The sequence below is a fragment of the Streptomyces sp. NPDC007346 genome, from assembly GCF_040703535.1.
GTDB lineage: Bacteria > Actinomycetota > Actinomycetes > Streptomycetales > Streptomycetaceae > Streptomyces.
The window spans coordinates 1-24,660 of record NZ_JBEYKR010000083.1; the positions used below are offsets into that span (position 1 = coordinate 1).

At 72.3% G+C, this 24,660-nt stretch carries 22 protein-coding genes; 5 read left to right on the forward strand and 17 right to left on the reverse strand.

Annotation, left to right across the window (positions count from 1 at the left end):
* Positions 1-59: 59 nt before the first annotated feature.
* From AB0917_RS21300 to AB0917_RS21335, 8 genes are all read right to left on the reverse strand, one after another.
* Positions 60-884 carry a DUF1684 domain-containing protein gene (locus tag AB0917_RS21300; RefSeq protein WP_366821180.1) on the reverse strand — a complete coding sequence of 275 codons (825 nt, stop codon included), beginning with the start codon at positions 882-884 and terminating at the stop codon, positions 60-62.
* 4 nt (positions 885-888) lie between these two features.
* Entirely contained in the window at positions 889-2,169 is a 1,281-nt protein-coding gene (locus AB0917_RS21305; RefSeq protein ID WP_366821208.1) for an NtaA/DmoA family FMN-dependent monooxygenase, read from the reverse strand.
* Between the two features lie 14 nt (positions 2,170-2,183).
* Positions 2,184-3,278, reverse strand: a complete 1,095-nt coding sequence (locus AB0917_RS21310; RefSeq protein ID WP_366821181.1) for an LLM class flavin-dependent oxidoreductase — start codon at positions 3,276-3,278, stop codon at positions 2,184-2,186.
* Positions 3,279-3,436: 158 nt separating this feature from the next.
* Positions 3,437-4,411: an ABC transporter substrate-binding protein gene (locus AB0917_RS21315; RefSeq protein WP_366821182.1), complete on the reverse strand. Its 975-nt coding sequence runs from the start codon at positions 4,409-4,411 to the stop codon at positions 3,437-3,439.
* Between the two features lie 69 nt (positions 4,412-4,480).
* The gene (locus AB0917_RS21320) at positions 4,481-5,233 is read right to left on the reverse strand and encodes an amino acid ABC transporter ATP-binding protein (RefSeq protein ID WP_366821209.1); all 753 of its coding nucleotides are present in this window, start codon (positions 5,231-5,233) and stop codon (positions 4,481-4,483) included.
* A gap of 17 nt (positions 5,234-5,250) precedes the next feature.
* On the reverse strand, positions 5,251-6,171 hold the full coding sequence (locus tag AB0917_RS21325; protein ID WP_366821183.1) for an amino acid ABC transporter permease: 921 nt from the start codon (positions 6,169-6,171) through the stop codon (positions 5,251-5,253).
* A 62-nt stretch (positions 6,172-6,233) separates the two neighbouring features.
* Positions 6,234-8,102 carry an FAD/NAD(P)-binding protein gene (locus AB0917_RS21330; protein ID WP_366821184.1) on the reverse strand — a complete coding sequence of 623 codons (1,869 nt, stop codon included), beginning with the start codon at positions 8,100-8,102 and terminating at the stop codon, positions 6,234-6,236.
* Entirely contained in the window at positions 8,099-8,971 is an 873-nt protein-coding gene (locus AB0917_RS21335) for an amino acid ABC transporter permease (RefSeq protein WP_366821185.1), read from the reverse strand. Before AB0917_RS21335 ends, AB0917_RS21330 begins: the two co-directional genes overlap by 4 nt.
* Before the next feature lie 491 nt (positions 8,972-9,462).
* Here AB0917_RS21335 and AB0917_RS21340 point away from each other — a divergent pair, with 491 nt between their 5' ends.
* Complete coding sequence (locus AB0917_RS21340) at positions 9,463-10,413, forward strand: ABC transporter substrate-binding protein (protein WP_366821186.1); 951 nt, start codon at positions 9,463-9,465, stop codon at positions 10,411-10,413.
* A gap of 25 nt (positions 10,414-10,438) precedes the next feature.
* Here the strand turns inward: AB0917_RS21340 and AB0917_RS21345 are convergent, their stop codons facing one another.
* Complete coding sequence (locus tag AB0917_RS21345; protein WP_366821187.1) at positions 10,439-11,656, reverse strand: DUF5685 family protein; 1,218 nt, start codon at positions 11,654-11,656, stop codon at positions 10,439-10,441.
* A 309-nt stretch (positions 11,657-11,965) separates the two neighbouring features.
* Between AB0917_RS21345 and sepF the strand changes: the two genes are divergently transcribed.
* Complete coding sequence (gene sepF, locus AB0917_RS21350) at positions 11,966-12,409, forward strand: cell division protein SepF (RefSeq protein WP_366821188.1); 444 nt, start codon at positions 11,966-11,968, stop codon at positions 12,407-12,409.
* A 67-nt stretch (positions 12,410-12,476) separates the two neighbouring features.
* Here the strand turns inward: sepF and AB0917_RS21355 are convergent, their stop codons facing one another.
* Positions 12,477-13,697 (reverse strand): acyl-CoA dehydrogenase family protein, encoded by a 1,221-nt coding sequence (locus tag AB0917_RS21355; RefSeq protein ID WP_366821189.1) that lies wholly within the window; start codon positions 13,695-13,697, stop codon positions 12,477-12,479.
* Between the two features lie 102 nt (positions 13,698-13,799).
* Positions 13,800-15,554: an MFS transporter gene (locus AB0917_RS21360; protein WP_366821190.1), complete on the reverse strand. Its 1,755-nt coding sequence runs from the start codon at positions 15,552-15,554 to the stop codon at positions 13,800-13,802.
* 478 nt (positions 15,555-16,032) lie between these two features.
* Between AB0917_RS21360 and AB0917_RS21365 the strand changes: the two genes are divergently transcribed.
* Positions 16,033-17,034 (forward strand): phosphatase PAP2 family protein, encoded by a 1,002-nt coding sequence (locus tag AB0917_RS21365; RefSeq protein ID WP_366821191.1) that lies wholly within the window; start codon positions 16,033-16,035, stop codon positions 17,032-17,034.
* Positions 17,035-17,124: 90 nt separating this feature from the next.
* On the opposite strand, the gene AB0917_RS21370 is transcribed toward AB0917_RS21365, so the two are convergent.
* The 3 genes from AB0917_RS21370 to AB0917_RS21380 form a co-directional block, all read right to left on the reverse strand.
* Complete coding sequence (locus tag AB0917_RS21370) at positions 17,125-17,340, reverse strand: I78 family peptidase inhibitor (RefSeq protein WP_366821192.1); 216 nt, start codon at positions 17,338-17,340, stop codon at positions 17,125-17,127.
* A gap of 415 nt (positions 17,341-17,755) precedes the next feature.
* Positions 17,756-18,574, reverse strand: a complete 819-nt coding sequence (locus AB0917_RS21375; RefSeq protein WP_366821193.1) for a transferase — start codon at positions 18,572-18,574, stop codon at positions 17,756-17,758.
* Positions 18,571-19,854: a glycosyltransferase family 4 protein gene (locus tag AB0917_RS21380; RefSeq protein WP_366821194.1), complete on the reverse strand. Its 1,284-nt coding sequence runs from the start codon at positions 19,852-19,854 to the stop codon at positions 18,571-18,573. Before AB0917_RS21380 ends, AB0917_RS21375 begins: the two co-directional genes overlap by 4 nt.
* Before the next feature lie 517 nt (positions 19,855-20,371).
* On the opposite strand from AB0917_RS21380, the gene AB0917_RS21385 reads away from it, so the two are divergent.
* The gene (locus tag AB0917_RS21385) at positions 20,372-21,154 is read left to right on the forward strand and encodes a hypothetical protein (RefSeq protein WP_366821196.1); all 783 of its coding nucleotides are present in this window, start codon (positions 20,372-20,374) and stop codon (positions 21,152-21,154) included.
* Positions 21,155-21,291: 137 nt separating this feature from the next.
* The gene (locus AB0917_RS21390) at positions 21,292-21,618 is read left to right on the forward strand and encodes a hypothetical protein (RefSeq protein WP_366821197.1); all 327 of its coding nucleotides are present in this window, start codon (positions 21,292-21,294) and stop codon (positions 21,616-21,618) included.
* 68 nt (positions 21,619-21,686) lie between these two features.
* On the opposite strand, the gene der is transcribed toward AB0917_RS21390, so the two are convergent.
* From der to cmk, 3 genes are all read right to left on the reverse strand, one after another.
* The gene (gene der / locus AB0917_RS21395) at positions 21,687-23,156 is read right to left on the reverse strand and encodes a ribosome biogenesis GTPase Der (protein WP_366821198.1); all 1,470 of its coding nucleotides are present in this window, start codon (positions 23,154-23,156) and stop codon (positions 21,687-21,689) included.
* A 73-nt stretch (positions 23,157-23,229) separates the two neighbouring features.
* Positions 23,230-23,886 (reverse strand): lysophospholipid acyltransferase family protein, encoded by a 657-nt coding sequence (locus tag AB0917_RS21400; protein ID WP_366821199.1) that lies wholly within the window; start codon positions 23,884-23,886, stop codon positions 23,230-23,232.
* Positions 23,883-24,578 carry a (d)CMP kinase gene (gene cmk, locus AB0917_RS21405; protein ID WP_366821200.1) on the reverse strand — a complete coding sequence of 232 codons (696 nt, stop codon included), beginning with the start codon at positions 24,576-24,578 and terminating at the stop codon, positions 23,883-23,885. The genes AB0917_RS21400 and cmk overlap by 4 nt, the downstream gene beginning before the upstream one ends.
* Between the last annotated feature and the right edge of the window lie 82 nt (positions 24,579-24,660).

The window sequence follows — 24,660 nt, forward strand, 5'->3', positions numbered from 1 at the left end:
GGCCCGGGGGGGCCCCCCGGGGGCCGGGAGGGTGGCCGGGAGGCGGGAGTGCGGGCGGTTCAGGCGTCCAGGCGGTTCCGCTCCCCCGCCGGCACCGGCACGGTGAGGGTGTTGCCCGGCGGCGGGAAGGGGCAGACGAAGTGATCGGCGAAGGCGCACGGCGGCAGCAGCGCGCGGTTGAAGTCGACGGTCACACCGCCGTCGGCGGCGGGCGGGCCGGGGCGCAGGAAGCGGAAGCGGTAGCTGCCGTTGCCGCTGGTGGCGTCGGCGAAGACGGCCCACAGCGAACCGTCCGGCTCGACCGCGACCTGGAGCGTGCGCTCGTCGCCGTCCACCGTGAAGGCGATCTCCCCGCCGAGCCCGAGACCCCGCTCGGCCCCGTCCGCGTTGGGGACCCGTACGGACCGCTCCTCGGCGTACAGGCGGAAGGTCCCCGCCAGCACCCAGCCCGGGTCGTACGGGGTCGCGTCGATGGTCGAGAAGGCGTGCCGCGAGGGCGAGGCCGGGTCGAAGTCCCGTACCGCCCAGAGCCCTTCGCGGCGCAGCACCACCAGCCGCCGCTCGCCCCGCTCCACCCGGGAGTCGTCGACGGGCCCGCGGTCCGCGCCGAGCCGGACCTCGCCGGTCAGCGGCTTGCCGTCGACAACGATGCCATCCTCGGCGGTGGCGGTCAGCACCACCTCGTCGCCGTCCTCGCGCCACCGCCCCGGGACGGCCGGAAGTCGCCCTTCCGGGTAGTCGGAGAGCCAGTGGGTTCCGGTCAGGGAGAGGGGGCCGTAGGGGGCCGCGACCGCGATGACGCGCTCCTCGTGCCACCGCCGCCAGTCCTGTGCGGGCCCGTCCGGCTCCCCGGCCCGCTGGTGCTGCTGTGCGTCCGTGCTCATGCGATCAACCTTTCCACACCGGCTCCGCCAGACCGAGGTGCGACCGCAGCGTGGAGCCGGAGTATTCGGAGCGGAATGCTCCACTTTCCTGGAGGAGCGGGACGACCCGGTCGACGAAGTCGTCCAGGCCGCCGGGGGTGAGATGCGGTACGAGGATGAAGCCGTCGGCCGCCCGCTCGTCGACGAAGGCCGTCAGCTCCGCCGCGACGGTCCGCGGCGAGCCGATGAACGACTGCCGGGTGGTCGTCTCGATGACCGTCTGCCGGAGGGAGAGCCCCTTGGCCTCGGAGATCGCGCGCCAGCGGGCGGCGACCGCGAAGGGGTCCCCGTGCCGGACCCGGCCCTGGACGATCTCGGAGTCCGGCACCGGGTCGGTCTCCGGGAGCGGGCCGTCGGGGTCGTACGCGGAGAGGTCGGTGCCCCAGACCTGTTCGGCGGCGAGGATCGCGTTCTGCGGGGAGACCTGCTGCCGGCGGATCTCGTACGCCTGCTCCTGCGCCTCGGCGTCGGTGTCGCCGACCACCACGGTGACCCCGGGCATGATCTTGAGGTCATCGGGCCCGCGCCCGTACGCCGCGAGCCGCGCCTTGACGTCGGCGTAGAAGGTGCGGCCCGCCTCCAGGGTGCCGTGCCGGGTGAAGATGATGTCGGCGGCGGAGGCGGCGAACTCCCGGCCCTCGTCGGAGTCCCCGGCCTGGATCACCACCGGGTGCCCCTGCGGCGAGCGCGGGACGGTGAACTCGCCGGAGATCGTGAACTGCTCCCCCTCGTGCGCGAAGGGCCGCGACTCGCCGCCCGGCGTCCAGGAGTCCCACAGCTCACGGGCGGTGGCGACGAACTCGGCGGCCCGGGTGTAGCGGTCGGCGCGGTCCAGATAGCCGCCCCGGCGGAAGTTCTCCCCGGTGAAGGCGTCGGAGGAGGTCACCACGTTCCAGGCGGCGCGCCCCTGGCTGAGGTGGTCGAGGGTGGCGAGCCGGCGGGCCAGTTCGTAGGGCTCGTTGAAGGTGGCGTTCACGGTGGCGGCGAGGCCGAGCCGTTCGGTGACGGCGGCCAGCGCGTTCAGCACGGTCAGCGACTCGGGCCGGCCGACCACGTCCAGGTCGTGGATGCGGCCGTTGTGCTCGCGCAGCCGCAGCCCCTCGGCGAGGAAGAAGAAGTCGAACTTCCCGCGCTCCGCCGTCCTGGCCAGATGCACGAAGGACGAGAAGTCGATCTGGCTGCGGGAGCGGGGATCGGCCCACACGGTGGTGGCGTTGACGCCCGGGAAGTGCGCGGCCAGATGCATGGTGCGGGGCACGGTCAGGCCTCCTTCGACGCGGCTGACGAGACCGACGCGGCCCTGGCGGACGCGTAGCGGCTGGCGGGGCGGAGGAGCCCCAGGTGTTCGCGCAGGGTTCCGCCGGGATAGAAGGTGCGGAAGAGACTGCGGTGCTGGAGGAGGGCCACGGTGCCGTTGACGATCCTTTCCAGGTCGCGCTCGGGGGTGATGGGCGTGAGGTGGAAGCCGTCGGCCGCACCGGAGCGGTGCCACTGGGCGATGAGGTCGGCCAGGTCGACCGGGCCGCCGCGGAAGTAGGTGCCGCGCCCGGCGAGCCGGGGCCCGCTCTCCAGGCCGGGTTCCGGTGCGCTCTCGACGTCCCCGAGGTCGACGGTGAGCGCGACCAGGACCCGCAGCGCCTCGGGGTCGCGCCCGTGGGCGGCCGCCCTGTCGCGCAGCTCGTCCCGGAGCGCGACCGCCTGCTCGGGGGTGGTGGCCCGGATGTGCACGACGTCCGCGTGCCGGGCCGCCGCCTCCTTGGACGGGGCGCCGACGGCGTCGATGACGGTGACGGGCCTCCCCTGGGGCGGGCGCGGCACGATGGCGGGACCCTTCACCGTGAAGGTGGAGCCCTCGAAGTCGACGTAGTGCAGCTTGTCCCGGTCGATGAAGCGTCCGGTCGCGGTGTCCCGGATCTCCGCGTCGTCCTCCCAGCTGTCCCAGAGCCGCGCGGAGACGTCGGCCACCTCTGCGGCCTCCTGCCACAGGGCGGCGGGCGGGGCGGCGGGGCGTCTGCCGAAGAGCCGGGCCTCCGCCTCGGTGGTGGACACCTCGGCGTGCCAGCCGGCCCGGCCGTTGCTGACCCAGTCCAGGGAGGCGACGGCCGAGGAGACGTGGAAGGGCTCGGTGTGGGTGGTGGTGACGGTCGGGACGAGGCCGATGCGGTCGGTGGCGGGCGCGATGCGGGCGAGGACGGCGAGCGCGTCGAGCCCGGGGCGGGCGAAGGAGTCGCCGAGCGTGACGTAGTCGAGGGCGCCGCCTTCGGCGAGCCGGGCGAGGCGGAGGTAGTGGCCGGCGTCGTAGTGCGGCGGGCCGCCGATCTCGGCGGCCAGATGGAGGGGTGTACGGGCGGACATTGCGGGACCTCTCGGGTCGACGGTCGGGCGGGGGCCTCGCGGAAGGGTCACGGTCATCGGCGGTGCGAGGGGGCGAACGCCCCTGGGCCCCGTGGCAGGTGACCTGCCGGGCCTCGCGGGACCGGCGGGTTTCGCCGGTCCCGCGAGGCCCTGCCGGGTCAGCTCTTGGTCTTGGGCAGGCCGGGCGGGTTGATCTCGGACTTCTCCACGGCCTCTCCGGTCAGCCCCCAGCGCCCCAGGACCTTGCCGTACGAGCCGTCCTCGATGATGTGGTCGATCGCGGCGGCGTACGCCTTGACCAGGCCGCTGTCCTTCTTGGTGGTCGCGGCGATCTTGCCCTGGAGGCCGCCGCCGGCACCGGAGATCTGTCCGGCGATCTCGCTCTGGCCGGCCATCGCGACGTGGTAGGCGGCGGACGGGCTCGGGCCGAGGTGGGCGTCGATGCGGCCCGACTGGAGGGGCAGGTAGTAGTCGTTCTCCTTCTGGAAGTACTTGATCTCCACGGGCTTGCGCCCGGCCTTGACGTTCTCCTCGCTCCACTCGACGAGGATCTTCTCCTGGTTGGTGCCGGAGGAGACCGAGATCGTCTTGCCGGCGACGTCGGCGGGGCCGTTCACCTTCCAGCCGGAGCCCTTCTTGGCCTCGAAGGCGATGTTGTCGAGCCGGTAGGTGGCGAAGTCGTACTTCTCCTTGCGCTCCTCGGTCACGGTGACGTTGGAGAGGACCGCGTCGAACTTGGAGCTGTCCAGGCCGACGAAGAGGTTCTCCCAGGAGACCTGCTCGAACTCCGGCTTCAGGCCGAGGGTGTCGGCGACGAGGGTGGCGATGTCGATCTCGGAGCCGATCCGGGTCTTGTCGTCGGTGGCGTAGAAGCCCAGCGGCGGCACGGCGTCGGCGCTGGCCCCGACCTTCAGCGTGCCGCGCTCGCGGATCGCCTCGGGCACGAGGGCGGCGATGGCGTCCACCTTCTTGCCTCTGATGCGGTCCTGGTCGGGACCGGTGTTGATCCCGGTGTTCTTCTTGTCCTTGGACACCGCCACGTCGGTGGAGGTGTCGGGGTCGCCGCAGGCGGTGAGCAGTCCGGTGGCGGTGAGCGTGGCGATGGCGAGGGTGATGCTGCGGCGGACGGACACGTACGTACTCCTTGCGAGTGATGCGGATGACGCGGACGAAGGGGACGGGAAAGGGGTCGTGCGGGCGGTTCAGAGAACCTTGGAGAGGAACGCGCGGGTGCGTTCCTGGGTCGGGTGGTCCAGTACGTCGGTGGGCGGGCCCTGCTCGACGATCCGGCCCTCGTCCATGAAGACGACGGTGTCGGCGACCTCACGGGCGAAGCCGATCTCATGGGTGACGACGATCATCGTGGTGCCGCCGTGCGCCAGGTCCTTGATGACGTCGAGGACCTCGCCGACGAGCTCGGGGTCCAGTGCGGACGTCGGCTCGTCGAAGAGCAGGAGCTTGGGCTCCAGCGCCAGGGCGCGGGCGATGGCGACGCGCTGCTGCTGGCCGCCGGAGAGCTGGGCGGGATAGGCCGACGCCTTGTCGGCGAGCCCGACCCGGGCGAGCAGCTTCTCCGCTGCCGCGACGGCGTCCTTGCGGGGGCGGCGCAGCGCGGAGACGGGCGCCTCGATGATGTTCTCCACCACGGTGAGGTGCGGGAAGAGGTTGAAGTTCTGGAAGACGAAGCCGATCTTGGTGCGCTGGCGCAGCACCTCGCGCTCGCGCAGTTCGTAGAGCTTGTTGCCGTCCCTGCGGTAGCCGACCAGGGTGCCGTCGACGCTGATCCAGCCCTGGTCGACCTTCTCCAGGTGGTTGATGGTGCGCAGCAGGGTGGACTTGCCGGAGCCGGAGGGGCCGAGGATGACGGTCACCTCGCCGGGCCGCACCGACAGGTCGACGCCGCGCAGGACCTCCAGGGAGCCGAAGTTCTTGTGTACGGAGCGGATCTCGACCATGGCTTCGCTGGGTGCGCTCATCGCGCGGCCCCCTTGGAGTAGTGGCGTTCGACGTAGAACTGGATGACCGAGAGGGCGCTGGTCAGGAGGATGTACCAGGCGGTGGCGACCATCAGCAGCGGGACGACCCGGCCGCTGCGGCCGTAGACGACCTGGACCTGGTAGAAGAGTTCGCCGATCGCCATGACGGAGACGATCGAGGTGCCCTTGAACAGCGAGATGATCTCGTTGGCCGCGTTGGGCAGGATGGAGCGCATCGCCTGCGGGAGCACGATCCGCCGCAGCTGCCGGAGCTTCGGGATGCCCAGGGCGGCCGCCGCCTCCAACTGGCCGCCGCCCACGGCCAGTACGCCACCGCGTACGATCTCCGCCGCGTACGCCGCCTGGTGCAGGGCAAGGCCCAGGACCGCCGCGCTCACCGCGCCGACCAGGTTCATCGTGTCGAAGGTGTAGAAGCCCGGCCCGAACGGGATGCCGAACTGCAACTCCTTGTAGAGGTAGGCGAGGTTGAACCAGAACAGCAGCTGCACGATGAGCGGGATCGAGCGGAACGCCCAGATGTAGCCGTACGCGACCGTCCGCAGGAACGGGCTGGCCGACAGCCGCATGAACGCCAGCACGATGCCGAGCGCGAAGCCGAGGGCCGTGCCGTAGAAGGTCAGCTGGAGGGTGAGCCAGACGGCCTTGAGGATGACCGGCGCGGCGAAGAACTGCGCGAAGACGTCCCATTCCCAGCCGGGGTTGGTGACCAGCCCGTGGATGAACTGGGCGAGCAGGACGGCGGTCACGGCGACGGCGACCCAGCGCCAGGGGTGGCGGGCCGGGACGACGGTCAGCTCGCCGTAGTCGGTGCCGGCGGCGGCCTTCTCCGCGGGCGGGCCGTCGCCGCCGGATGTCCCGGCGGCTGGATCGATGGGTGGATCGCTGGTCAGCGACATGGCGGGGTTCCTTGGGAGCGGTGGTGGCGGTGGTACGGGAGGGAGCGCGGGTACGGCGTGTCTCAGGAGGCGATCCGGTGGGCGGAGCCCCGGTCCTTCGGGCGCCCCTCACAGGAGAGGCCGCGCAGGAAGCCGAGGGCCGCGCGGGCGGCGGCGTCGTTCTGGCGGAAGGCGGGTCCGCCGGTACGGGGGCGGGTGAAGGCGCCGCTGTTGCGGGCCGTGGTGAACGGGCCGAGCGCGAAGCGGCGGGGGTGCGGGCTCCCCTCGCGGTCCAGGACGCGGCTGTCGCCCGGGTCCACGGAGAGCAGCCCCGTGTCGGTGACGGCGGCCCCGCCCTCGTACAGCGTGCGCAGCAGCGGGCTGGCGGTGTGCCGGAGCGAGGGGTCCGGGAGGCGGGCCTCGACCAGGGCGCGGGCCTTGATGTGCTCGCCGGGGACGGTGGCGCCGCTCGCCCGGAAGACGCCGCGCTCCTCGTCGGCCTCCACGGTGATGGAGGCGCCCAGGAAGCGGACGACGCCGGCCCGGGAGAGGGCGAGGAGCTGTTCCAGGCGGGGTCCTGGCGGGCCGGACGCCAGGTAGCTGAAGAAGCCGTGCCACCAACTGCCGATGTCGCCGAGCCGGATGAGCTGGGCGTAGGCGGAGAGCAGTCCGAGGAAGACCGCGAGATCCGTGCTGTGGTCCGGGTCGTGACGGCGGGTCAGGTCGGCGGTGATGTAGTCGCGCAGCCCCTCCTGGAGCGCCTCGGCGCTCTCGTAGGTCACGCCGTCCAGCGGCCGGTCGAGCGCGTCCAGGTCGAGCCGGTCGGCGGGGTCGGGTACGGCGCCGGCGACGAGGTCGGCCAGTTCGGGGCTGTGGGGGTCGGCGGCGGCGTACTTCGCGTCGAAGACCTCGGGGTCCAGGGCGGTGCGCTCGGGATGGGCGGTGAACAGCCGGTGGTAGTGGGCGTGGCCGAGCTCCTTGGCGACCAGCGGCCACACATCGCGCCGGAAGTCGAGCGGCCCGGGTCGGCTGAGCAGCCCGTCGGCCCACTGCTGCGTCAAGTAGCGGGGCAGGGGCGGGCGTTCACCGCCCCAGGTGTAGCCGATCTTCGAGTGGTACGGGACCCCGCGCCGCGACCCCACGTACAGCACGGGCTCGCGCCCCGAGGGCACGTAGACGCCGTTGACGTGGCGGCCGCCGCGCCCCTCGGTGAGCAGGACCATCAGGTCGATGAAGGCGAGGCCGAAGCCCCGGACGATGACCGGTCCGCCGGCGGGCAGGGCGGTGAGGTCGGTGTCGGCGGTGAAGTCGGGCGGCAGGTGGATCAGCCCGTGCCGCGCCGCGAAGTCGCTCAACCCGGCCTGTTCCGGGTCCTGTCGGGCGTCCAGGTGGCCCACGGTCAGGACGACGAGGTCGGCCAGGAGCGGTTCGGTGCGGCCCTTGAGCCGTACGCGCTGGGGGCCGCCGCGCGGTCCGGTGACGGCGAGGGCGGTGGTGCGGTGCTCGTGCACGGTGACGGAGGGCGGCAGGGCCGCCAGGGCACGCTCGTAGGTCCAGCGCAGATAGGCGCTCTGGAGCCGCCGGCTGGGGAAGTCCTGGCCGGTCAGGCCGTGTATCTCGGCCAGGACGGCGGGCTCGGCGTCGGGGGAGACGCGCCCGGCGCGGACGTCCTGGGCCCAGGCGTGCAGGGCCGGTCCCGCCACGACCGGGCCCGCCAGCTCCACCGTGTCGTCGGTGAACATGGTGACGTCCTCGGCCATGGAGTTCATCCACAGCAGCGGCGACTGGTCCGGCCGCCAGATCCGCCCGCCGCCCGCCGGGTAGGGGTCGACCAGGTGGATGTCCAGGGGCCGATCCCCGTACAGCTCACGGGCGTTGGCGGCGATGCGCTCGATGACCCCGGTGCCGCGCGGGCCGCCGCCGATCACCACGAGGGTGGGTGCGGCGCTCATCGCGCACCCGCCGTGCCGCGGGCGTAGTAGCGCTCCACGTAGCGCTGGCCGACGCTCAGCAGGGAGGTGACCGCGGCGTACCAGAGGGTGGCGACGAGCAGCAGCGGGATGACCTGGTAGGTGCGGTGGTAGACGAGCTGGACGGAGTAGAGCAGGTCCTGCACGGCGATGATGCTGACGATCGAGGTGCCCTTGAGGGTGCCGATCAGCATGTTCCCGGCCGGCGGGACGATGGAGCGCATGGCCTGCGGCAGCACGATGCGGCGGAAGCGGCGCCAGGGCCCGAGCCCCAGGGACTGGGCGGCCTCGATCTGGCCGCGTTCGACGGAGAGGATCCCGCCGCGGACGACCTCGGCGGCGTACGCGGCCTCGTGCAGGGTCAGGCCGACGACGGCGACGGTGACCGGGCCGAGCAGGGTGACCGTGGAGACGCCGAGGATCTGCGGGTACAGGGCGCCGATGTTGAACCAGAAGAGCAGCTGGACCAGGATCGGGGTGGACCTGAACAGCCAGACGTACCCCCAACTGACCGCCTGGAGAACGGGGTTGCCGGAGAGGCGCAGCACGGCCAGGAGCGCTCCGAGCGCGAAGCCGAGCACCATGACGACGGCGGTGAGCCACAGGGTGAGCCAGAGGCCGCGCAGGACGGAGGCGGTGGTGAAGTAGGAGACGACGACGCCCCACTCGAAGGCCTCGTTGCGGATGACCGAGTTCAGCGCCAGCGCGAGGAGGACGAGGGCGGCAACAGCCGCTGCCCAACGGCCCGTTCGGCGGACGGGGACGATGCGGGGGACCGCACTGTCGCCGTCGTGCCTGACGGGTGGTGGCGCGGAGGACGAGGGAGGCAGCAGATCGGTCTGCGGGGGCATGCGAGGGCTCCGTGGATGCTGAGATCGAACACGGGGCGTACCTTCACACCACGAACCACACACGGACACGGGCCCCTCAGCGCCGGTCCGGCTTCCGAGATAAGCGGTCAACGCGGCGCATTGTCAAGCCTGTCCACACTCTGAGCCGTATGTCTCACGTCAGTTGACGCGCACTCGGATGCCTGTTCCACTGGCCCCATGCATTCGCAGCAGTGGCTGGTCACCCGCTCCCACATCGACTTCGGTCGCGTGTGGTCCTCTTCCTGTTGAGCTGACCCTCTGCTGTTCCGTTCTCCCTGCTCACGCCTGGTCTGAAGGCGTTCGAGCACCGTTCCTCGCGTGACTTCACCTCCACCACACCGCGTCGCCCTCCCCTCGCTTCGCCGCACGTTCCCGCGCACACGCACCGCTGAACCTGTCGTCGCCGCTCCGCGCCCTGCCGGGCCCGGGGCCGGTCGGCATACCTTGACGAACCCGGAGAAAACAGAGCCATGTCCAGATCGCGCCACAGCGCCCTTTTCGCCTTGATCACCGTCGCCGCGCTGACCCTCACCAGCTGCGCGGACCCGGCGGAGCCCGGGGCGGGCACCACCAAGGGCGAGGCCAAGGGGAAGACCCCGACCACGGACGTGGTGTCCTCGGTGAAGAAGGCCGACGCCGTGGCGGAGCTGCTGCCCGAGGACGTCCGGAAGGCCGGCACCCTGCGGATCGCGGCCGCCACCGGCTCCCCGCCCGGCGCCTTCTACGAGGAGGACGGCACCACGCTCTCCGGTGCGGACATCGACTTCGCGGACGCGGTGGCCAAGGTGCTGGGGGTGGAGCTCGAGCGTGAAGTGGCGTCCTTCGAGGCGATCCTCCCGGCGCTCGGCAGCGGGAAGTACGACCTGGGCACGGGGAACTTCGGCGTCACCGACGTACGCCGCAGGACGATCGACTTCGTGACGTACATCAACGACGGCCAGGGCTTCGCCGTCCGCGAGGACAGCGAGCTGAAGGAGATCACCGACCTCACCGACCTGTGCGGCCTGAACGTGGCGACCGGCGCGGGCACCACCTTCGAGGTCTCGCTCCAGGAGAACCTGCCCCGGTGCGCGGAGAAGGGCAAGAAGCCCTACGAGGTGAAGACCTACGCCGACCCGGCGGCCGTCTGGCTCTCCCTCAAGCAGAAGCGCACCGACGTGAACATGTCCACCATCAACGGACTGCGCTACGCCGTGAGCCAGCAGGAAGGGCTGCGCTTCCTCAACGAGTACAAGCGGCTCGACGTCGGTTTCGCCTTCAAGAAGGGCAGCCCGCTGACGCCGGCGTTCCAGGCGGCGGTCAACCAGCTCAAGAAGGACGGGACCTACGACCGGATCCTGGAGAAGTGGGGCACCACCGAGTCCGCGATCGAGACGTCGCGGATCTCGCCGCCCGAGCTGAAGGGGCCCGAGCCGAAGTGACCTGACGCCGGCGGGTCCCGCGGGTTCAGCAGTCGCACCCGCAGGACTCACCGCGACAGCAGCAGCCCTCGCCGCACCGGCCGCAGCAGTCGCACGCCTCGCAGCAGTCGCCGCAGTTGTTGCACGGCGCCTCCCGCCGCTCCCGGCTCCAGGGGTCCTCGTAGCTGCCGCAGCACATCTGGCAGGTACAGGCGAGCCCGGCCCACACCAGGCACCCGGCGATCAGCCCGCGCCTCGGGCGCGGCGGCCGGGGCGGGGGCGGGGCGGCCGGACCGCCGGGGGCGGGACCGTACGGATTGCCGGGGGTGGGACCGTACGGGTTCCCGGGCGGCGGCCCGAAGGAGCCCTCGGGCACCAGCAGCCCCCCGCCCTCCTGGTGCGAGCAGGACGAGGTGCCGAACGCCCGGTCGACCGAGCGCCGCAGCTCGTGGGCGAGCAGGACGTGCACGAGCCTGCCGTCGGTGAACTCCACCTCACGCAGGGCGAGCCGTATGCCGTGCAGCGCGTCGTCGCAGAGCCGGCGCGCCTCGGCCGGCGGGGTGCCGGTCACCGTGAGCGGGTTCCAGGCACCCGACGCGGCGTCAGCCTCCCGGTCCTCCACGGCGTCCAGCAGATGCGCGAGCCGCCCGAAGAGCCGGCCGGCCTCCGCGAGCGGCGCGACGTTCTGCGGCTTCCCGGCGAGGACCGCGGTGTGGGCGAAGGCGGCCGCGGTGGCGGTCTCGGTGGGTTCGGTGACCGTCAGCAGCGGGGTGCCGGGCCCGGCGAGCGTCTCGATGCCGGTCTGCCGGTCGACCGCGTCGACCAGGAGGGCGGTGTCGAAGCCGAGCGCCGCCCCCGTACGGGCACCGGCCCGGTCCCAGCCCGCCGCCACCCGCCGCGCGGCAGCGGCCACCGGCCGGCGGGCCAACAGCCCGTCCCGGTCGGCGACGTGGTCGCGCACCTTGGCGGAGGCGAGGACCAGCGAGACGGCGGCGGCGAGCCTGGCCCCCTCGCCCATGGCGACCGGGGCGGTACGCATGGCACGCAGCGGACAGGGCCCCGCGGTGCGCCGCCCGGCCGGAGTGCGGACCGCCTGAGCCTCCGTCAGGACGGAGACGATCAGACCATCATAGTTGGTGACGATCCGGGCGAATTGCCCGTGATCCGCCCTCAGAGCCAGGCAGAGGCCGCAGAGATGGGCCATCCACTCGGTCCTGAGCCCTTCGGAGAGCCGATGGGTACAGGGCCTCACGATTCCGAACACGACGCTCCCCCGCGAGCCGTTCCGTCGGTGCGCGCCGTTCGCGCACCCGAGCGCCGTGCATCGTATCGAGTGATCCGTTCACCCGTACGTCCCTCCTGTCACCCATACGGACTGGCGCATCATATTTTCCTACCGGGACCGCCCTTATCCAGGACGAACCTTGACGAACCGCCACATGTTCTGCACCAGTACCGTCACGAATCACCTTCGCGGCGACTATCCACTTGGCGCGATATCCGCATCATGGACGACCATAGGGATACGAAAGAGATGCGGAACGCCAAGGAACCGCGGTGAGAGGAGGCGTCCATGGGATCGGTGCGCAAGGCGAGTGCCTGGCTGGGCCTCGTCGAGGACAACGACGAGCGGTACTACGACGACGAGTACGCCGAGGGTACGGAGACGGGTACGGGCAACCAGGCCTGGGTCACCGACCCGCGGGTGCAGGTGGCCGCCGAGGCGGCGAAGGAGCAGGACCGCCGGATCGCCACGGTGACCCCGGACAGCTTCCGGGACGCACGGGCCATCGGCGAGCTGTTCCGGGACGGTGTCCCGGTGATCGTCAACCTCACGGCCATGGACCCCGCCGACGCCAAGCGCGTGGTGGACTTCGCCGCCGGGCTGATCTTCGGCCTGCGCGGTTCGATCGACCGGGTGGCCACCCGGGTCTTCCTGCTCTCCCCGGCCGACACCCAGGTGGTCGCCGGTGAAGCCGCCGGCCGCAAGGCCGACGGCTTCTTCAACCAGAGCTGAGCAGGGCGCTCGCCGGAAGGATCCGGTCAGCGCCGCCGGTCGGCGCGCCCCCGGGGACGTGCCGTGGTCACCGGAAGGCGTCGAGACCGGTGAGCGCCTTGCCCAGCACCAGCTGGTGCATCTCCACGGTGCCCTCGTACGTGAGCACCGACTCCAGATTCGTGGCGTGCCGCATCACCGGGTACTCCAGCGAGATCCCGTTGGCACCGAGGATCGTGCGCGCGGTACGGCAGATCTCGATCGCCTCCCGCACGTTGTTGAGCTTGCCGAAGCTGACCTGCTCGGGGCGGAGCCGCCCCGCGTCCATCCGGCTCCCCAGATGGTGGGCGAGCAGGATGCCCTTGTGCAGTTCGAGGGCCATGTCCGCCAGCTTCGCCTGGGTGAGCTGGAAGCCGCCGATCGGCCGGCCGAACTGCTCCCGGGTCCTCGCGTAGTCGAGGGCCGACTCGAAGCTGGCCCGCGCCGCGCCCATGGCGCCCCAGACGATCCCGTACCGCGCGTGGCTCAGACAGCTGAGCGGGCCCCGCAGCCCCCTCGCCTCCGGGAGCACCGCGTCGGCGGGGAGCCGGACGCCGTCCAGGACCAGTTCGCTGGTGACCGAGGCGCGCAGCGACCACTTGTGATGGATCTCGGGGGCCGAGAAGCCGGGGGTGTCGGTGGGGACGACGAAGCCCCGGATGCCCCGGCCCTCGTCGCCCTCGTCGGTCTGCGCCCAGACGATCGCCACCCCGGCGACCGAGCCGTTGGTGATCCACATCTTGCGGCCGGTGAGCACCCAGTCCTCGCCGTCGCGCTTGGCGTACGTCCGCATCCCGGCCGGGTCGGAGCCGTGGTCCGGCTCGGTCAGCCCGAAGCAGCCGATGGTCTCGCCCGCCGCCATGCCGGGCAGCCACCGCTGCTTCTGCTCCGGGGAACCGAAGCGGTGGATCGCGTACATGGCGAGCGAACCCTGTACGGAGACGAGCGAGCGGATCCCGGAGTCGGCGGCCTCCAGCTCCAGGCAGGCCAGCCCGTACTGGACGGCGCTCGCCCCGGCGCAGCCGTACCCGTCGAGGGACATGCCCAGCGCACCCAGCGCGCCGAGCTCCCGGGCCAGCTCGCGGATGGCGGGCAGCTCGCCCTTCTCGTACCACTCGCCGATGTGCGGCAGCACCCGGTCGGTGGCCCAGGTGCGGACGGTGTCGCGGATCGCGAGGTCGTCGGGGCCGAGCAGATCGTCGATGCCGAGGGGGTCGGTGGCGTCGAACGGCGGGAGCTTCGACGGCTTCGCGGACTCGGTGCTGGACATGAGGGTGCCTCCGGCGGCTCGCACGGTGCTCGCGGGGGCCGGGGTCGCCCGCGCCCCGCGAAAACTAGCAGTGGTAGTCAGAGCTTCGTGAGACGTTACGGCTCAGTGTGCCGCTCGTCCAGAGCCGGTGGCCTCGGCCGGCTCGCGCCGCGCCGGGAGCGTCAGCCCCTGGGCCGGGCGCTCCGGGGCGGGTGCCGGGACGGCGTCGAGGAGCTTGGGCCCGGTGGCCCGGCGGTCGGGGGTCCCGGCCTCCTGGCCGTCCGGGGTCCCGGGCTCGGTGGCCCCGCGCTCACCCAGGAGGCGGACCTCCTTCGGCGGACAGTCCATCGCCTTCGGCAGGCGCAGCGCGGCGAGCGCGCCGAGCAGCAGCAGACCCGCGCTGACGAAGAGCGTGACGTGCAGCCCGCCGACGAAGGCGTGCCGGGCCGTGGAGCGCAGCAGCTCCCCCGTCGGGCCGCCGAGCTGCGCGGCCACCTGGTAGGCCTCGCCCAGCGAGTGGGAGGCCTCCGCGCCCGCGCGGGCGGGCACGCCCTTCTCGCCCAGGGAGGCGAGGCCGGGGGCGTAGGCGGCGTTCATGACGCTGCCGAGCAGCGCGATGCCCAGGCCCGCGCCGAGCTGGTAGGAGGTCTCCCCGATCGCCGCGGCCCCGCCCGCCCGCTCGGCGGGGGCGTCGCTGAGCATCGACTCGTACGCCCCGAAGAGCGTCGACTGGAGGCCGAAGCCGAGGAGGACGAAGCCCGCCGTCAGCAGGACGGGCCGGTCGTGGTGGCCCATCGAGGTGAGCAGCAGCACGGAGGAGGCCGTCAGGACGAAGCCCCAGCCCACCATCTTGCGGGGGCCCACGCGGCGCAGGGTGTACGAGCCGGTGGCGCCCGCTGCCATCGCGGCGAAGGTCAGCGGCAGCAGCCGCAGCCCGGTCTCCAGCGGGCTGAGGCCCAGCACCAGCTGGAGGTACTGGACGGCGATCAGCTGGAGGCCGACCAGGGCCAGCATGGCGAGCACGATGCAGCCGACGGCGGTGGAGAAGGCCGGGCGGGCGAACATGGCGATGTCGATCAGCGGGTGCGTACGGCGCTTCTGCCGGCGTACGAAGAGGATCAGGAGCGCCAGCCCGCAGGCCAGCGGGCCCAGCGCGACCGGGTCCAGGAGAGCCGCGCCGCCGCCCAGGCGCTTGACACCCAGGACGACCCCGAGCACCCCGGCGGCGGCGGTCAGCGCGCCCACCACGTCCCACGGGCCGTCCCCGGCGCCGCGCGACTCCGGCAGCAGCCAGCGGCCGAGCGGCAGGATGACCACCATCAGCGGGATGTTGATCAGGAAGACCGAGCCCCACCAGAAGTGCTCGACCAGGAAGCCGCCGACGACCGGTCCGGTGGCGGCGCCGACCGCGGCGACCGCGGTCCACACCCCGATGGCCAGGGCCCGCTCGCGCCGGTCGGGGAAGACCTGGCGCAGGATCGACAGGGTGGCGGGCATGATCATCGCGCCGCCGACGCCGAGCAGGGCGCGGGCGGCGATGAGGACGGCGGGGGTGTCGGCGGTCGCGGCCAGCGCGGAGGCGAGGCCGAACAGCGCGTAGCCGAGGAGCAGCACACGCCGTCTGCCGATCCGGTCACCCAGCGTGCCGAAGAGGATGAGCAGCGAGGCGCAGACCAGGGGGTAGGCGTCGACGATCCACAGGAGTCCGGTGGCGCTCGGGCGCAGGTCCTCGGTGACCGAGGGGACCGCGACGTGGAGCACGGTCGCGTCCAGCGCGACCACCAGCAGGCTGAGGCAGAGGACGACGAGGACGACCCAGCGGTTGGCACCGTCGGCGGCTCCGCGCAGCCGGGCTCCGGCCGTGGTCGTCCCGGACATCTACGTACCTCCCGATGGGTTCCTCGCGCTCGGCGGACCGGCGGGGACGTGGCCTGCGTATGTCTCCCCGGGGCCCGGCATCGACGGGCGAGTGAGCCGTCAGCGTACGCGAGTTCGGCCTGGTGGCACGTGGCACACTTCATACGCCGGTCCGCCACACAGTGTGGCGTACGCCACTCGCCCGCCCGCCCGCGGCCCCCGGTGCCGCGTCCCGCCGGGGCCTGTGGGGACGGCGCGGAGGGGTCCGGACCTCCCCCGAATGGCCGGATCAATTCCCGTGGATTCCTCTGTGCGAAATTGCCCGGAAGATCAAACACGTTTCCGAACGGAACCCCGGGGGAATTGCCCGCAAGATCACATGGATTCTTCTCCCGGCCCGGAAAAAGTCACCGTCCTGAGACGGAGTCCACATCACATCGTCATCACAAAGAGGCCGGATTGGCCTGCACGCACACTCACTCGCTGTAACGTCGATTGGGTGCGTACCGACATCTTTGCCCGCCTGGACCGGGAGCCGGAACCGCCGAAGATAGTGGCACCGCGGATGAGCCGTCACCGCATCGCCCTCTTCGGCGGGACGTTGGCGTTCTATCTCGCCATCGTCTTCGCCGTGCTCGTGACGTCCTGGCTGGTGACCCTGGACTGGAAGGTCATGCTGTTCCGGCCCTACCAGCAGTGGCCCGAACTGCACCCCTTCCTCGACTACTACGTCGTGCTCGGCCAGCGCGGCCCGACCGCGGTGATGGTGGCCTGCTGGCTGGGCTGGCGCTCCTGGCGTCAGCACACGTTGCGCCCGCTGCTGGTCCTCGGCACCGCCCTGCTGCTGCTCAACGTGACGGTGGGCGCGGTCAAGCTGGGCCTGGGGCGGCTCGGCCCGCACTACGCGACGCAGATCGGCTCGGCCGAGATGTTCGCCGGCGGCGATATATTTCCCTCCGGACACACCGCCAACGCCGTCGTGACCTGGGGAATCCTCGCCTATCTGGCCACCACCCCGCGCGCCAGGCGCTATCTGTCGGCGGTCTCCGCCACGGTCTCGCTGGGCGTCGGCCTCACCACCGTCTACATCGGCACGCACTGGCTCAGCGATGTGGTGCTGGGCTGGGCGGCGGGGCTGCTCATCCTGCTGGCACTGCCCTGGTTCGAGCCGCTGATCGCCCGTACGGAGAGCTGGATCTTCGACCTGCGCGAGCAGTGGCGCGAGCGGCGCCGCGCGGGCCGTCCGGTGCCGGCCCCCGCGGCCCGGCCTGAGCCGGTGCTGCTCCCGCAGTCGATCGCCGCCGAGGCCGCCGCCCTCGCGGCCGGCACGGGCGCCCCCGCCGCGCACCTGGCGGCCGGAGGAGCCCGGGTGCGGGCGCACACGGCGCCCACGGTCCGCCCGGAGCGGCCGGCGCCGGCTCCGGCGGGCACCCGCCGCCCGCAGTCCGAGCACGGCTCCCGGGGCGCCGCGAGCCCGGCGCGCCCGATGTCGGGCGGCTAGGAACGCGTCGCCGACAGCAGGAGGGCCCCGACCACACGGTCGGGGCCCTCCTGCTTCGCCGGGGCCCGTGGTTCACGAGGCGGGGCGGGGTCAGCCCACCCAGCAGCGGGTCACCGTGGCGTCCTCGACCTGGAAGTTGATGCGGCCGGAACGGAACTCCATCGTCAGGAACGTGCCCGGCGCAACCGCCCGGACCGTGTCCCAGCCACGGGTTCTCGCCAGCTGCTCGGCGGTGTCGGCGCCGAGGCCGACGTACGACTCGGGGGCGTCGTCCGGCTGTGCGGGAGGGGTCGGTAGAGAAGCCATACCCCTCACCGTAGGCGGCCGCGGACCAGGACGGAAGGCCGGGCCCCGGGCCGGTCCGCGCATACGCGCATGCCGTGGCGGTCACGCTTGTGTCACAGAATCCCCACACATGTATATCCCAGCCAATTCACCCGGACAGTCCGCCCGGAAGTGCGGGCGCGAATTGGTCGGCCGCCTTCGTACGGTCCCGTGGCCGGGGCGCTGGCCCCGCTCCGGAAACACCCTGGGTGACCTGCTGCTTTTATCGTCCGGAGGCTCGTCACTCGAATGGGCGGAACACCTGGATTTCATGTTCCCTTATACCTGTCTTATGTTTCCTCACGTTTCTTTCACAGGGACAGGAGCACCTGGATCACCAGGACCTCCCGGCCGGGTGCGCCCGCGGTGAGCCGGCCGGTCCGCCCCGGGAGCCGCCTCAGAGGGCGGCGGGCCGGGGTGCCAGGCGTACGCAGAGGTCGTTCCCGGTGGTGTAGCAGGGTGTGGCGAGGACGCCGTCGGCCACCGGACGGCTCGGGTAGACGAAGCTCCTCTCCCGGCACCAGACGTCGTCGAGGATGCGGGAGATCCTGACCGCCGCCGCGCCCGCGCGGGGGACCAGCCACAGCCGCCAGAGCTCCTCCTCGGGCACGGGCCCGGGGGCCAGCGGGGCGTAGGGGAGGGTGAAGGCGAAGCCGCCGCTCCCCTCACCGGAGGCGGTGAGCGGCACACGGTGGACCCGGCCGGGCCGCCCCGGCAGCCGGGCCTCCACCACGGCCCCCTCCCCCGCCCCGGCTCCGTACAGCACGCCCTGGGCGCTCATGCCGGACGGGCCGACGCGGATGGCGCCGGCCTCGGCGTGCGGGGCCCGGAGCCAGCAGCGCAGCGCGAGGCGGCCGTCGAGGGTGGGATAGGGGACCCGGGAGCTGATGGTGGCGGTGCCGGTGTCGGGGGCGCGGTCGACCAGGGCGCGCAGGTCCCGCAGCCCCGGCCGGACGGTCAGGGTGCGCCGGGAGCCGGGCTCCTCGACGTACGCGTCCCAGCGCCCCTCGGACAGCTCGGTGGAGGGCGGCAGCACCGCCCGCAGCCGGCCGGGGGCGGTGCGGCTCAGCGGGAGCCGGACCGGGGTGTCCGCCGCGCCCCGGCGCCGCAGGAGCAGCACGGCCTCGGGGCCGACGTCGGCGGGGGCCAGGTCGAAGGTGAGCGCTCCGGCCGGGTCGGCGGCGCAGTCGGCGCGGACGGTGGTGGCGGTGGTCATGCGGCCCTTCCCTTGCGGAGAACGTCGGCGGCCCGGTAGCCGAGGGCGTACGCCCCGTCGAGCACGGTGCCCCGGGTGCGGTGCAGCGCGGTGCGCAGGGGGCCGCGGCCCCGGCTCCGGACGCCCTGGGCGACGAGCTCGGTGAACAGGCTCTCGTGGCGCTCCGCGATCCTCGCCGGGTCGAAGCGTTCCGAGGCCGACAGCGCCGCGCGGCCCATCCGGTGGCGCAGGCCGTCGTCCTCGATCAGCTGGAGCAGCGCGGCGGCGATGGCGTCCGTGTCGCCCACCGGTACGAGACGGCCGTCGGTGCCGTCCTCGATGATCTCCGCCGGTCCGTGCGGGCAGTCGGTGGCCACGACCGGCACTCCGCCGCGCATCGCCTCGACGATGGTCATGCCGAAGGACTCGCGGTCCGAGGTGACGGCGGCGATCGCCCCCTTGGGCCACTCGGCCTCCATGGGGGTGGCCGAGCCCATCAGGAACACGTGGTTGTGCAGGTCCAGCCGGTCGACGAGTGCGCGCAGCGAGGCCTGTTCGTCACCGGAGGCGTCCGCCCCGCCGTAGATCCGCAGCCGCCAGTCCGGACGGGCCGCGCAGACCCGGGCGAAGGCCCGTACCAGCAGGTCGTACCGTTTGACCCGGTGCAGCCGGCCCGCCGCGACGACCCACTTCAGATCGCCGCCGGCGGGCGGACAGGCGGGCCGGGGAACGGCGTTGGGGATGGCCTCGATCCGCACGCCCGGCAGCCTCGTCCGGCTGCGGTAGTCCTCGGCGTCGGCGCGGGTGACGGTGGTGAGGGCGTCGAGCAGGGCGTACCGGTGGGCGATCTCGCGCCGCAGGCGGTGTCCGTGGCTGTCGAGCGTGAGGTGTTCCTGCCCGACGCGCACCGGGCCGCGCCGGGTCTGCCGGCTGATGTGCACGTTGAGTCCGGGGCGGGTGCCGACGACGACATCGGCTTCGAGCACCTGGAGATGGGCGGCGATCCGGGCGTCGGTGAGCCGGCTGTACTGCTTGTACCGGCTGTCGCCGCGCGGGAACACCCTGGCGGGCCCGGCGTGTTCGGCGTCGTCCCCGTCGTAGGTGCCGCTCTTCCCGCGCAGGTCGACGAGGTGGCGCAGCGTCACACCGTCGGGCGCGCCGAACGCGGGCGCCTCGCGGTGCCGGAAGACGGACACGATCTCGATGTCGTGGTGTTCGGCGAGAGTGCGGGCGAGTGTGAAGGTCGTGCGGATCGTTCCTCCGATGCCGTACGCATTGTGCAGAAGAAATGAAATATGCATGGAGCCGCCGTTCCCCCTGGTCTGGCCGTCTGTCGCGACTGTACGTCCGGGCGCTTTACCACCCGGAATACATCCGGAATCCGGGTGGATTCCGCGGTCGAACGCACCGCGTCGTCCGGTGCCCCCGATCCGCCGCCGGAACCATGACTGACCTGCGGTTTTCCGGAGGCGGTGGATCCGCTTCACCATCGGCGTCCGGTGGCCGGCGCGATCTCCGCGGGTGGCCGTGCCACCTTCACGCCGCCCGCCCGCCACTCATTTCGGCGAGGCCTACTCCGTGCTTGATGCAGGAAAAGCCGGGAAGGTTGCCTGCGTCCGGGAGAGAGTTTCCGGAGAATATCCGCGCCCGCGGCACACCGGCTTCCCGGACGCGGGGGTCGACTCCTCGATGTAGCGATGTGTCGACCTGGTCCTCACTTCCGTCCCCGCCGGTGCGTGACCCCGGCGACAGCTCCCGCGTTGTCTCTTCATGAGCCGGGAACCCCCCGGCCCACGCACCGAGTTCGAGGAGCCACCCGTGCCGCGCATGCTCGACGTCAGCCAGGACGTACGCGCCGAGATCGGCGACGACGAAGCCGACCGGCTGCTCGTCGGCGACGACACCCCCGGCAGCTACGACTGCACCTCCTGCCGCACCCCCGGCGACTCCGACCAGGAACGCACCAGCACGGTGCTGTTCATCGGGGACGAGACCGCCGTGCTCGCGTTCGCCCACGCGACGTGCATCCCCTCGCAGGTCGTCAAGGTCGCGGAGGACCAGCTCCAGGGCGCGGTGCGCAGCATCACCGGCAGCGAGCAGAAGAATACGGAGGGGCGCATGCCCGAACAGGCCGTCCTCGGCATCACCAGCGGTCTCGTTCTCATCGAGGACGATGTCCGCCCGGCCCTGGTCGTCGAACCGACCGGACCGGTCGCCCGGCCCGGCACCGACGGCACCGGGGGCGACGAGTTCCTCCAGCTGCTGCTGGAGCAGGGCTTCCACCCGACCCCCGACCTGAACCGGCTGCCGGCGGCGCTGCCCGGCTGGTCGGTGCTGCTCGCCGTGGGCCAGCTGCACGCCGTGCTGCAACCGGGCTCCGGCGGCGGCAACCCGGTCGCGTGGTGGCAGGCCCACCAGCCGCTCCAGGTGACCGACGGCTGGCGGGCCGCGGTCAACAAGTCCCAGACGGTCCTCGTCTTCGCCGCACCGGCCGGCACCATCGGCCAGCAGCCGCGCGAGGACCTGCTCCGGGACGCCCTGGAGAAGGCCGCGGTCAACGGGGTCCTGGTCGCCGCGTCGATGCCGCTGGCCGGGACCTGATCATGTCCGCCCCGCTCGGGCACCCCCGCCGAACAGCGTTTTCTCCGGCGGGACCGCATCCGACGGGCGATGAGGTCGTTGGCACCTACGTGCACTCATACGACCCATCCCGCCAGCACCAGAGCCAGATCCCTGCCATGCGCCCCTCGCAGGATCCATCGGCGGGCACCTCCGCCACCCCGATCTACGACGCGCTGTACTCCGAGTACCGGCGCTCGTTCCGGGCGTTGCCGGGTGACCGGAGCGGTGAGGAGAACCTCCGCTTCCCGGCCTTCAGCGCCGGGCTCTTCGCCTCCCGGCCCCCGCCGGCCGGCCACCCGTCCCCGGCCGGGCAGGGCCGGCACACCGGGAACGGCGGCGGCCAGAGCCAGCACACGGGGACCCTCGGTTCCTGGCAGCGGGTGGGCCGGCACGCCGGACGTCCCCGGCCCGCGGCGCTTCCGCCGGGCTCCCGGGAGTCCTGAGAGCGGGTACGGATGAGCCCCGGCGATCCCCTGTGGGGGCCGCCGGGGCTCACGCGTACCCGTGGGTGCTACTTGTTGCGGCCGCGCTTCTCGCGGACGCGGACCGAGATGTGGATCGGGGTGCCCTCGAAGCCGAACTCCTCGCGCAGCCGGCGCTCGACGAAGCGGCGGTAGCCGTGCTCCAGGAAGCCGGAGGCGAACAGCACGAACCGCGGCGGCTTGGTGCCCGCCTGGGTGCCGAAGAGGATGCGCGGCTGCTTGCCGCCGCGGATCGGGTGCGGGTGGGAGGCGACGATCTCACCGAGGAAGGCGTTCAGCCGGCCGGTGGGGACGCGGGTCTCCCAGCCCTCGATCGCGGTCTCGATCGCCGGGACGAGCTTCTCCATGTGCCGGCCGGTGAGGGCCGAGACGTTGACGCGGGGGGCCCAGGCGATCTGCGCCAGCTCCGTGTCGATCTCGCGCTCCAGGTAGTAGCGGCGCTCCTCGTCGAGGGTGTCCCACTTGTTGAAGGCGACGACGAGGGCGCGCCCGGCCTCCACGGCCATGGTGATGATCCGCTGGTCCTGGACGCTGATGGACTCGCTGGAGTCGATCAGGACGACGGCGACCTCGGCCTTCTCCACGGCGGCGGCCGTACGGAGCGAGGCGTAGTAGTCCGCGCCCTCCTGGAGGTGGACGCGGCGGCGGATGCCGGCCGTGTCGATGAACTTCCAGGTGGTGCCGCCGAGCTTGATCAGCTCGTCGACCGGGTCCCGGGTGGTGCCGGCCTGCTCGTTGACGACGACCCGGTCCTCCCCCGCGACCTTGTTCAGCAGGGAGGACTTGCCGACGTTCGGGCGGCCGATCAGCGCGATGCGGCGGGGGCCGCCGAGCGTGGTGCCGAACTTCTGCGCCGGGGCGTCGGGGAGGGCTTCGAGGACCGCGTCCAGCATGTCGCCGGTGCCGCGGCCGTGCAGCGAGGAGACCGGGTAGGGCTCGCCGAGGCCGAGCGACCACAGGGCGGTGGCGTCGGCCTCGCCGCTCTGGCCGTCGACCTTGTTGGCGCAGAGCACGACGGGCTTGCCCGCCCGGCGCAGCAGCTTGACGACGGCCTCGTCGGTGTCGGTGGCGCCGACGGTCGCGTCGACCACGAAGACGACGGCGTCGGCCGTCTCGATGGCGTACTCCGCCTGGGCGGCGACGGAGGCGTCGAGGCCCAGCACGTCCTGCTCCCAGCCGCCGGTGTCGACGACCTTGAAGCGGCGGCCCGCCCACTCGGCCTCGTAGCTGACGCGGTCGCGGGTGACGCCGGGCTTGTCCTGCACGACGGCCTCGCGGCGGCCGATGATCCGGTTCACCAGGGTCGACTTGCCGACATTGGGGCGGCCGACGACGGCGAGCACGGGGAGCGGTCCGTGACCGGCCTCACCGAGAGCGCCCTCGACCTCCTCGGGGTCGAAGCCTTCCTGCGCGGCGAGCTCCATGAACTCCGCGTACTCGGCATCGCCAAGTTCTCCGTGCTCGTGGTCCGAGCCGTCGGAGTGAATCTGGTCGTTCATGAAGTCCGTTCCTCTTTGCATCATCGATGGACCACGATCAGCGCGGCCCACTACTCAAGTATCCAAGTCTCGCCTATCGCCCGGTGAGGCGCTTGGCGCCTTCCAGGTGGGCGGTGAGCTTCGCCTGGATCCGCAGGGTCGCCTCGTCCAGCGCCTTGCGGGTGCGCCGCCCGTCGCCGGCGCTCGCGTCGAACGCGTCACCGAAGACGACGTCGACCCGGCTGCGCAGCGGGGGCAGCCCCCGTATCAACCGTCCGCGGCGCTCGGTGCTTCCCAGGACGGCGACGGGGACGATGGGCGCCCCGCCCCGCACCGCGAAGTACGCGAGTCCGGCCCGCAGCGAGGCGAAGTCTCCCTCGCCCCGGGTGCCCTCCGGGAAGATCCCGAGCGCCCCGCCGCTCTCCAGTACGCCCAGCGCGTGGCTGATGGCGGTGCGGTCGACGGTCGTACGGTCCACCTCGATCTGGCCGATCCCGTGCAGGAACGGGTCGAGGGGGCCGACGAACGCCTCTTTCTTGATCAGGAAGTGCACCGGCCGGGGTGCGGTCCCCATCAGCATCGGTCCGTCGATGTTGTGGGAGTGGTTCACCGCGAGTATGACGGGTCCGGCGGCGGGCACGCGCCACGCGCCGAGCACCCGCGGCTTGAACAGCCCGTACATCAGGCCGATGCCGATCGTCCGCCCGACGGCCGCTCCGCGCAGGGTCGGCGCCCCCGTGGCGTCGCTCACGCGGCGGTCCGCTTCTCCTCGACGAGGGTGACGACGCACTCGATGACCTGCTGGAGGGTCAGCTCGGTGGTGTCCACCTCGACGGCGTCGTCCGCCTTGGCCAGCGGCGAGGTCTTCCGGCCGGAGTCGGCGGCGTCCCGCTTGATCAGGGCCTCGCGGGTGGCGGCGAGGTCGGAGCCCTTGATCTCACCGCTGCGGCGGGCGGCGCGGGCCTCCGGGGAGGCGGTGAGGAAGATCTTCAGGTCGGCGTCGGGCAGCACGGTGGTGCCGATGTCACGGCCTTCGACGACGATGCCGCCCGCGGCGCCCGCGGCGATGGAGCGCTGGAGGTCGGTGATGACCGTGCGCACCTCGGGGACCGCGCTGACGGCGCTGACCTTGGAGGTGACCTCCTGGGTGCGGATCGGGCCGGAGGCGTCCTCGCCGTCGACGGTGATCGTCGGGCCGGTCGGGTCGGTGCCGGAGATGATCACGGGCTTGGCGGCCGCGGTCGCGATCTCGGCGGGGCTGTCCACGTCGATGCCGTTGTTCAGCATCCACCAGGTGATGGCCCGGTACTGCGCGCCCGTGTCCAGGTAGCTCAGGCCGAGCTTGGCGGCGACGGCCTTGGAGGTGCTCGACTTGCCGGTGCCGGAGGGCCCGTCGATGGCGACGATCACTGCGGAGCTTGCGGTTTCCACGGTGGTGGACACCTTCCTGGTACACGGGGTGGGCGCGGACGGCCTGGGGGCGGCCTCGTACCAGGTTACCGAGTGCCGGGCGCGCCCTCGCACC